Annotated in this window: 7 protein-coding genes and 1 pseudogene; 3 read left to right on the top strand and 5 right to left on the bottom strand. The window is 42.2% G+C overall.

All coding sequences use genetic code 11. The annotated features are described in order from the left end of the window. Positions 1 to 690: 690 nt before the first annotated feature. Both JQM82_RS13055 and JQM82_RS13050 read right to left on the bottom strand, forming a co-directional pair. Positions 691 to 1,785 (bottom strand): LPXTG cell wall anchor domain-containing protein, encoded by a 1,095-nt coding sequence (locus JQM82_RS13055; RefSeq protein WP_235250804.1) that lies wholly within the window; start codon positions 1,783 to 1,785, stop codon positions 691 to 693. 37 nt (positions 1,786 to 1,822) lie between these two features. Next, positions 1,823 to 2,428 (bottom strand): TetR/AcrR family transcriptional regulator, encoded by a 606-nt coding sequence (locus JQM82_RS13050; protein ID WP_235250803.1) that lies wholly within the window; start codon positions 2,426 to 2,428, stop codon positions 1,823 to 1,825. A gap of 370 nt (positions 2,429 to 2,798) precedes the next feature. Between JQM82_RS13050 and JQM82_RS13045 the strand changes: the two genes are divergently transcribed. The 3 genes from JQM82_RS13045 (at position 2,799) to JQM82_RS13035 (ending at position 5,122) form a co-directional block, all read left to right on the top strand. After that, the gene (locus tag JQM82_RS13045) at positions 2,799 to 3,275 is read left to right on the top strand and encodes an MGMT family protein (protein WP_235250802.1); all 477 of its coding nucleotides are present in this window, start codon (positions 2,799 to 2,801) and stop codon (positions 3,273 to 3,275) included. Between the two features lie 48 nt (positions 3,276 to 3,323). Then, the gene (locus JQM82_RS13040; protein ID WP_235250801.1) at positions 3,324 to 3,644 is read left to right on the top strand and encodes a DUF3784 domain-containing protein; all 321 of its coding nucleotides are present in this window, start codon (positions 3,324 to 3,326) and stop codon (positions 3,642 to 3,644) included. Between the two features lie 131 nt (positions 3,645 to 3,775). Then, the gene (locus JQM82_RS13035; protein ID WP_420370610.1) at positions 3,776 to 5,122 is read left to right on the top strand and encodes a D-serine ammonia-lyase; all 1,347 of its coding nucleotides are present in this window, start codon (positions 3,776 to 3,778) and stop codon (positions 5,120 to 5,122) included. 376 nt (positions 5,123 to 5,498) lie between these two features. On the opposite strand, the pseudogene JQM82_RS13030 reads toward JQM82_RS13035, so the two are convergent. The 3 genes and pseudogenes from JQM82_RS13030 to JQM82_RS13020 all read right to left on the bottom strand — a co-directional run bounded on the left by JQM82_RS13030 (position 5,499) and on the right by JQM82_RS13020 (position 9,035). Beyond that, a pseudogene (locus JQM82_RS13030) lies at positions 5,499 to 6,642 on the bottom strand (transposase). A 344-nt stretch (positions 6,643 to 6,986) separates the two neighbouring features. Next, complete coding sequence (locus JQM82_RS13025) at positions 6,987 to 7,814, bottom strand: sodium:solute symporter family protein (protein ID WP_235250799.1); 828 nt, start codon at positions 7,812 to 7,814, stop codon at positions 6,987 to 6,989. Positions 7,815 to 7,856: 42 nt separating this feature from the next. Beyond that, positions 7,857 to 9,035, bottom strand: a complete 1,179-nt coding sequence (locus JQM82_RS13020; RefSeq protein WP_235250798.1) for an iron-containing alcohol dehydrogenase — start codon at positions 9,033 to 9,035, stop codon at positions 7,857 to 7,859. Between the last annotated feature and the right edge of the window lie 172 nt (positions 9,036 to 9,207).

The raw sequence follows: 9,207 nt of genomic DNA, 5'->3' as shown, positions 1-9,207 counted from the left end.
ATTCTGGCTTAGAGTTTACAAAAATGATGTATGATTAATATGGATTTTTTCAGTTTTTTGCCTTTTGGTGTGTTAATTGTTATTGCAATGTATTTATCCGGCGTTTTCGGAAAGATAAAGGCAAGACGAATGATGCAGAGAAATGCTAAAAAAATCAAGTAATATGACACTGATTATTGCAGCAATCATGATGGCAGTATGTATCGTAATTAGTTTTGGAAAGCGACAGTAAGTTCCGGTTTATCTATTAAACCCTCTGTAAGCCCTGCATTTTCAAGGCTTTTCGCGTGCTTTATGCTCAAACCTTATGTATTTTCCCTTGTTTTTTCCCTTATGAGCCGAAACAAGGGAAACTTTTTGTTATTCGCCGCCGACTACCTTATCCAGCAGCCTTGCGGAGGTACGCTTCGCTTCCCTTGTAGTGTGAGCGTAGATATTCATTGTGGTACTTACATCAGCGTGTCCGAGAAGTTCCTGCACATCCTTAACAGCTAAAGGTCTTTGACAAAAACGGCATGTATCTTCCCACCAGGAAAATCAGCAGGAACAATCCGAAAGAGGAAATCCACCAAAAAGCTAGTCAGTCCATGACAGCAAAGAACACGAAAGAAGTCTCAAGACAGTGAAACGCCCCGCAAGATTCTGATGTCTTGCAGGGCGTTGTCAATCTTCACTTATGTTTTGTTCCGTTTATTTTACCCGGGAGTTTCTTCGGCGTTTGCAGTACACGCCTGTTCCGATCACACCGGCAGCGGATACGGCGAGCAGAGCAAGCCACAGTATGAGATTGCTGTTATCGCCTGTCTGCGGGCTTGTCGTTGCACCGGTGTTCGGGTTGCTTTCCGTCGGCTTGGTCGTTTCCGTCGGTTCGGTCGTTTCCGTCGGTTCGGTTACGGTTTTTGTATAGGTGTTGGTGAAGCGCATTTCGTCCATCGGATCATTTTCCCAGTCGATCGCGTCCCAGTCGATGTAATAGTTCCCCGCGTCATACTCGGCTGCCGGGAGGATCAGCACGGTATAGGGCGACACCGCGTCATCCGTGGAATAGGCGGCGACCTCCGTCATCACCAGACCATACACCGTATCGTCCACCGTCCAGCCGTCCGCTCCGGCGTCAACCTGCTGGACGAATGCGCCCTCGCTGAGCATGTACCAAAGCTGCCGTTCGGGGCCGGAGAAGGTCAGTTTGCCCTCATATTCGCCCGCACCGTTCGTAGTGACGGAGCCGGAGACGGTCACATCCGCGTAGTTCTCCTCGTCCGTGCTCGCGCCCACGATGGCCAGATCAAACGTCGTCTCGCCGGGTACGGCGTTGCCGCCCAGCGTCACTGTGGTGGTGAAGGGAACGGTCAGGGTGATGGTGTATTCCTGCACTGCGCCGCAGCCGCAGACGCCGTCCACGAAGATGTGATCCTGCGAGATCTGCACGGTCTTGCTTCCGGTCACGGGCGTACCGTCCGCGGTTGTTCCGTGTGCAGTAAGTGTAAAGCAGTTCGTCTGCAGGTCGTACCAATCCGTGAGCACCACGCCGTGTCCCACGCCGTCGGCATACACGGTCAGCTCGGCGCTGCTGCCCTTCTTGCCGGTGTCATACCCGAAATCGGTGTCGAGGGTCACGCCCGCCGACGGTGTGACGGTGAATTCATAGGCCTGCTGCGCGCAGACCACATCCGGCCCGCTGATCGTGATGGCGGGGCTGCCCGGTTCGTCCGCAAAAGCCGTCACCGGGAAAAGCATCAGCACCATGCAAAGGGTAAGCACGATGCTTAAAATTCGTTTTTTCATTGAATATTCCTCCTATCAGATTATGTTTTATTTTGAATTATTCTGTAACAATACCCGACCTTGCTTTCGGGTTGTATTTCGCAATAAAGAGTTCAAGGGTTTCCTTCAGCAATTCTATCTGGGATGTCATATAGAATTCGTCCTCAAATAAGGCGTAGTGTACACAGGCCCTGATCAGAATGAAAATCAGCGGCGTCAGCTTTTCATAGGGAATCCCCAGCTTTGGCTCTAAACGCTTTGCGTATTCGGTATATCGTTCATCTACCCCCTTAAAGAACTTCTGACCATATTCTCTGTATTTGGGGTGGGTGTAGATTTGATACATCAGGCGGTATTTCTTGCCGTGGTTTTTTGCCGTCCAATAGGGTATCTCATCAATAAACCGCCACAAGTTCTCCACATCTGAGGGGGCTTTCGCCATAAAATCATCTTCTACCTTACTCATACAGTATTCAGTTGATTTAACGATAAGGTCATCGAGATTGTCAAAATACTGATACAGGCTCGCACTACTACAGCCGCAGGCTTTTGCAATCGCTTTTACACCGACAGAGGTAAATCCATTCTCCGCATAGCTGTCAAAGCATGTTTCCATGATTTCGATTTCCTTTGCCCTGTGGGCTTCTTCATTTACAGTGCGCAATATCTTTTCTCTCCTTTCTGTAAATAGTCGGACGACCATTCACATTATACCGCTTTTGCCTTGACTTTTCAAGATAGTAAGGTAAAAATCTGGATGTAAAGGTTTTTTTGAAAAGGGCGTCTGTTGGTGAATGCCCAATGTGGCAGAGAGTTTAAGAAAAGTTTTTTTTATTGTAATCAGTAAAATGTCTGATTTGGACGAAGAACTGTTTGTATGGGTGATACAGGAATATGAGTTTTCGGAGAAGAAATAGCTTAAAAGAGAACTCGTCAGATTACAGTTTTCGGATTTGGATTTTGAGAGAAATTTTAAAACCGTCTCATTGTATGAGTATATTTATTGAGATATAATTGGCTTGGAGGTGATGCTTATGGCAAATGAAGATAAAAAAGATTTTAATGCTATGCTTATGGATAGCAAGGATATGCCCAGAGTACAAATAATAACAGATGAAAAGAGCATTGAAAAATATGGTGGAGATAAAATGTACTTTGCTCCGCCCATTGATTATGACAGAGTAATGCGACTTGTGCCTTGTGGTAAATTGCTTACTGTAGGTACAATAAGAGATTACTTTGCGAAACAAAGTGGTGCTGATTTTACAGAGCCGATCACAGCTGGAATTTTTGTTTCAATAGTTGCATGGGCGAGTTATCAGCGTGCAGAAGATAAAACACCTTATTGGAGAACATTAAAAGCAAATGGGGAATTAAATGCAAAGTATCCCGGAGGAGTTGAGGCACAAAAGGAGATGCTCGAAAATGAGGGACATACTGTAATACAAAAAGGCAGAACCAATATTAAGTATTATGTTAAGGAATACGAAAAAGCATTATTTGCATTGTAATAGATAATGTGAAACTTGAAAGCACGTGTGAATTTGGAGGGGATTGTTATGACGGAAACGATGGGTATTGTGATTGGAATAGGTGTATTTGCACTTGTTTTAATATATCTTGGTTGTTTAATGTGGAAAAAGGAAAAAATCACTTTGCTCCATAGTTATCATTATGACAAAGTGTCTCCAGATGATAAAAAGGTTTTTTGTAAAATATCAGGTTGGGGTGTTATCTTTATTGGAATTGGTCTTTTGGTGACTGCTATAATAATCGGTATAACTGATTCGGCATTAAGTTTTATTGCTTTTGCATTGGGATTTGTTGTGGGATTGGCATTGCTGATTTATGCAGGAGCAAAATATAATAACCGCGAATAGAGAAGAGAATTCTTTAGGCAATCATGAGTTATAAAAGAAGACTCCGTGCAAAATAGATACATAGATTTTCCGGGGGGAACATTTATGAGTATGCAGAATATCAGAATGCTGGAGGAAAAAACATGGAAAATATGGAAATAATATTGAAAAAAATGCCGATTATTGAACAGCTGAGAGAAGGGCGGGAGGTCATCTGGCTGAACCCCGATAAAATAGCTTTTACCGAAGCCGGTAAAAAATGTGAATTACATCAGGAAGACGTGGAGGATGCAGAAAAGAGATTGGGTCGTTTTGCACCGCTGATTCAAAAATATTTTCCGGAAACCACCGACAAAGGAGGAATGATTGAATCTCCTTTAATCAGAATTGATACCATGAAACAAAGTCTTTGTAAGAAATATGGAAGCAGATTGGAAGGTAATCTGCTGTTGAAGGAAGACAGCCATCTTGCAATTGCAGGTTCTGTAAAAGCGAGGGGTGGAATATATGAAGTTTTAAAGCATACGGAAGATCTGGTAAAAAAACATCATTTACTGAAAGAAGGAGAAAGCTACGAGAAGCTTGGAGAACCGGAAATCAGAGAGTTTTTCAAAAACTACACAATTCAGGTGGGGTCAACCGGTAATCTGGGACTGAGTATAGGAATTATCAGTGCTGTTCTTGGATATCACGTTATCGTCCATATGTCTGCAGACGCAAAGCAATGGAAAAAAGATTTGCTGAGAACCTATGGAGTGGATGTGAGAGAATATCAAGGGGATTATGGAAAAGCAGTAAAACAAGGCAGAGAACTCTCGGATCAGAATCCGAACAGTTATTTTGTAGATGATGAGAAATCCCGGGACTTGTTTCTCGGATATTCAGTCGCAGGGAAAAGATTGCAAAAACAGCTGGAAGAGTCGGGAATCATGGTGGATGAAGAGCATCCTCTGTTTGTTTATATCCCATGTGGTGTGGGAGGTGCCCCGGGTGGAATTACCTTTGGTTTGAAACAGATTTACGGGGATTTTGTCCATTGCTTTTTTGTTGAACCTGTACAGGCTCCCTGTATGCTGTTAGGCATGGCAACGGGTCTTGGAAGTGATATTTCCGTACAGGACATCGGTCTGAGCGGAGAGACTCAGGCAGATGGACTGGCTGTTGGAAGACCCTCGGCTTTTGTGGGAAATGTGATGAAATCCATGCTCAGCGGAGAGATGACGGTACAGGACAATCCGTTGTATCTTTATATGAAAGAACTGATGGAGACGGAACGGATTTTTCTGGAGCCGAGTGCCTGTGCAGCTTTCCACGGACCTGCAGCCATAGGAAAACAGGAAAAGATGCAGGAATATTTAAAACTCAATGGGTTAGAGAACAAAATGAAAGATGCCACTCACATTGTCTGGGCAACCGGAGGAAGTCTGGTGCCGGAACCGATTCGGCAAGAATATATGAACACTGCAATTCAGATTGAGGAGACATTAAGAAATGTTTGATACACACATGCATACCGATCCTTTTTCCACAGACAGTAAGATGAAACTGGATGAACTGCTGCGAAAAAATATTTTTTGGATTATGGTTCCTATCGGGACTCATCCTTGTTACTTGGAGTAGAGATCGGGTTGATGCTTTCTGTTCAGAAAAAAACAGAAAGCTGGTACAGAATTTTCCTTTTGATATGGTAATCGGTTCCGTTCATACTGTGCAAGAGATGTATTTATAGTAGGAAAACTGGGGATGGATTCTCAGCTTGTGCCACGGATCTGGGGACAGTCAGAATCTTGCAATTCTTCCTTGATCCACACCCTTTTCTCCTTCATGATTCTCTCTGGATACAAAAATCCACCGTACAATGATTGTACGGTGGATTCAGACTGTAGACAAAGTTGGTGCTGGAGTTGAACTCCAGCACCACTTTTCTGTATGGATGAAATTTCTCGTTGTTTTTATTAAAGAGTGCAACATATCATATGCTTTCTGCTCCTTTTTTGCCAGGATTTTTGCCAGCTTCTTTAAATTCATGCATGCGTATGTAAGCCCGACTTTCATTTCCATTCGCGCTTTTCCTTTATATTGTGTATATCGAAAACCATGTTGTTCTTTTGCGGTTCCGAAAATCCGTTCTATGGTTTCTTTACGTAAATCATAGATTTCTTTGTTCCCTATGGTATAACGGATATCCTCACATTTTTCTAAATACTCTGCCCATATATGACGTGTTACTATTTTTACATGCTCTTTGCTTTCGGTACATTTTGAAAGGCTAGGGCAGTTTTTACAATCCATACAGTTGCTTTTATATTCTCTATAACCTTCTCGATTTGTGGTAGAATATGTTAGGATTTTTCCTTCCGGACATATATAGCAATCATAGTATTCGTCATATACATACTCATATTTCTTGAAGAAGCCTTTCTTTGTTTGCGGACATTTGTATGGAAACAATGGTTCGATCTGGTTTTCTATCAAAAGATGTGCGATTGCCGGGGTTTTATATCCTGCATCCAATACCATCTTTTCCGGATGATAGGATAGCAGCTTGTCATAAAGTGTCTTGAATGTCCGACTATCATGTTCATTTCCAGGGTGAATGGAATATCCTAAAATCCAACCATGTTTATCACAAGCGGTTTCAATCCCATATGCAAAAACATGCTTATGTTCTCCTTTACGAAACCACCCACTGTCTGGGTCACTTGTACTGCTTTTTTGTGTTTTTACTCCTCCCGGAAGGGCCTCTTCTTCATTAGAAGGATTCCCGCCTCCTGCAGAAGGTGGAGTTTGGTTATGATCATCTTTATCTTTTAAAGGTTTTTTCCCATGTGCTTTTCTATCTTCATTGATTTCTTTTTGCAATTCTTCCTCATTTGTCTTCTACTAAGTCATAGATAAAGTTCCAGTTAATTGCCCTGTCAATTTTTCGGAGAAGATGGTCTCTAGGAACCATGTCATCCATACAAAACATAAGCATTTGCTCTCTTTTTTTATCAGCATCTCTTGTCATCATAAGCAATCCCTCCTGTTAAGATTATTATACCATGAAGGGAATAGACAACTCAAAACTATCGGGTGAATAACATACACTTTTTTCTTGATAAAATAATTTTCAAAAAAAGAATTGTGGATAACTTGAACATAAGAAAAGCCCGGACGAGAGTCCGGGACTTTGTCTACAGTCTGAATCCACCGTACAATGATTGTACGGTGGATTTTAAAAAATAAATATTAACCAAAGGTTAGGGTTTTTTCGTGAACAGTCTTTCCGTAATCCAGAGGTTCTGTTAAGTCCAGATAAACCCTGAAAATATACATATTCAATTAATCAGTGTTGTTTAAAGTCCTTTTCTGAATGCTTTCTTATTCGCGAATTCTCCTGGCGTTGCTCTTCTGAGTTAACGCGGATACAACAATTAGAGCAATAACAGATACAGGGAATGCAACTAATACTGTAGCGACCCCATATGGTTGACCCATCATTTCCCAGGCGACGGTTAAGACTGTACCAATTACCATTGATGTAAGACCACCCCATTTTGTAACTTTGTCAGGACAGATAATCGCTCCCAGCAGTGATGGTGTAATACCGGCACCAACAATAGTAAATGACCAGTATTGAACAGCCAATACATCCGGGAAGAAGTTTAAAATCCCTAATGCAAGTACACCGAATATTACAATGCTCCATCTGGTTGCTTTTACCTGCTGAATGTCTGTTGCATCTTTCTTAAAGAATGTATAAACATCTGTTGCAACATTTGTTGATCCTGATAATAAATAAGAGTCACCGGTTGTAATAATGAATGCAGAAGCGGCTGCCAACATAAGTCCACCGATTACCCAAGGTGTAATAGTTACAATTGAGACCATTGACTGACTCGCAATAATATTATCACCGAAATATAAACGTCCAACATATCCAAGGAAAGATACGATTGGAAGTACAAGAACCATACCTAATCCCCAACCGATCATACCAATCTGAACACTCTTGTCATCTTTCGCTGCTGCCATACGTTGATAGAGGTTCTGATCTCCTAATGCAAGCAGCAAAGAAGGTAAGTAGTTTGAAAGATAGTCAATAAACGTCCATCCACCTGTGAATGTAAGTCCTTTAGGAATCTCTGCAGCTGTCTGTTGAACAATCCAATCCCAGCCGCCAACTGCATGAAGAATAAAAAGATGCAAAGAATCCCCTGAATCGGGCAGGATTCAGGGGGGTTCTTTGCATTAAAATGCATTTTTATATATTTCAAAAATATCATCAAAATCAAGGATTTTCAAGGAGCCTTTGCTGATAAAACAGGACTCTGCGATTGTCTTGAGATCATCATTTTCCGTATATCCGATTTCCCTTAATGTAGTAGGCAGACCGACTTCTTTAATAAAGTCAGCAAGTGCTTCTATTCCCGCAGCTGCCAGCGCGTCTTCCGTTTCATAATCAGATGGATTCAGTCCCCATACATTTTTCGCGAATTTTGCGAACTTTGCAGTGCCTGCTTTATAGATATGGCGATAATATACCGGATGCAGAACGGCCAGGCCTTCACCATGCACACAGTTATTATATGCACTTAACTGGTGCTCCATGTTGTGGCACTGAAAATCTGTCAGCTTGCCCATCTTGATCAGTCTGCTTCCGATGACAAAATCAACCCACATCAGATTACTGCGTGCATTCCAGTCCATTGGGTTCTGAATCGAGATGCGCAGGTCACGGATGACTTCTTTCATCATTGCCTCTGAAATATCATCAGACAGATTATCCTGAACAGGCTCACTGAAATACGCTTCCATAACATGACTAAGAATATCAAATGTACCGGCTAAAAGCTGTCGTTTCGGGACCGTAAATGTATAAGTCGGATCCATCAATGCAAATTTTGCGTTACTCTCCGGATGATTTTTATCACATTTTATCTTTGTTTTCGTATTTGTTAAAACGGCACACCCGTTTGATTCGCTGCCTGTGGCCGGCATGGTAACAACCATTCCCAGCGGGACCGGGTCAAAATCAATGGGAGTATCACCAATCCAGAAATTGTCCCAGATCTCCAGATCGGTAGCAGCCCCGATAGAAATCGCTTTGGACATATCCATTACGCTGCCTGCTCCAACGGCCAGAATAAGGTCTGCATGAATCTGCTTTGCCAGGGCAATTCCTTCGTACGCCATATCTAAGGTTGGATTGGATGGAATATTGCTGAATTCGGTAACTTTTTTACCGGCATCTTTTAATACGGTCATTACATCGTCATACGCTCCATTTTTCTTAACGGAGCCTCCGCCATAGCAAAGCAACACATGTTCCCCGTATTGAGCGGCAAGCTTGGGCAAATGTTCGGCAACAACATCTTTTCCAAAATAACCGACGGTTCCATGTTCTCCAAAAATAAAATTATTCTGCATAAAGTTCCCCCTTGATCATCATAGAGATTTGAATCTTTCACATTCGTGTTTGAAATATCTATCACTTATTATACCTTATTAAAGCAAATGGGAAAAGCTATGATAAACATTCTTTCGTTTGTTTCTGCAGGAACCAGATGATATATCTTCTTGCTTTTGTATAGTTAAAAGG

This window comes from Faecalicatena contorta, from assembly GCF_021531995.1.
GTDB classification, from domain to species: domain Bacteria; phylum Bacillota; class Clostridia; order Lachnospirales; family Lachnospiraceae; genus Dorea_A; species Dorea_A contorta_A.
Note: the sequence above shows the minus strand (reverse complement) of the source record. Positions and strands in the feature narration are given on the sequence as shown.

Excerpts from the sequence above, each read along its gene's own strand:
- JQM82_RS13040 (WP_235250801.1), top strand. The coding sequence starts at position 3,324 with ATGACGGAAACGATGGGTATTGTGATTGGAATAGGTGTATTTGCACTT.
- JQM82_RS13055 (WP_235250804.1), bottom strand. The coding sequence starts at position 1,785 with ATGAAAAAACGAATTTTAAGCATCGTGCTTACCCTTTGCATGGTGCTG.
- JQM82_RS13020 (WP_235250798.1), bottom strand. The coding sequence starts at position 9,035 with ATGCAGAATAATTTTATTTTTGGAGAACATGGAACCGTCGGTTATTTT.
- JQM82_RS13035 (WP_420370610.1), top strand. The coding sequence starts at position 3,776 with ATGGAAATAATATTGAAAAAAATGCCGATTATTGAACAGCTGAGAGAA.
- JQM82_RS13045 (WP_235250802.1), top strand. The coding sequence starts at position 2,799 with ATGGCAAATGAAGATAAAAAAGATTTTAATGCTATGCTTATGGATAGC.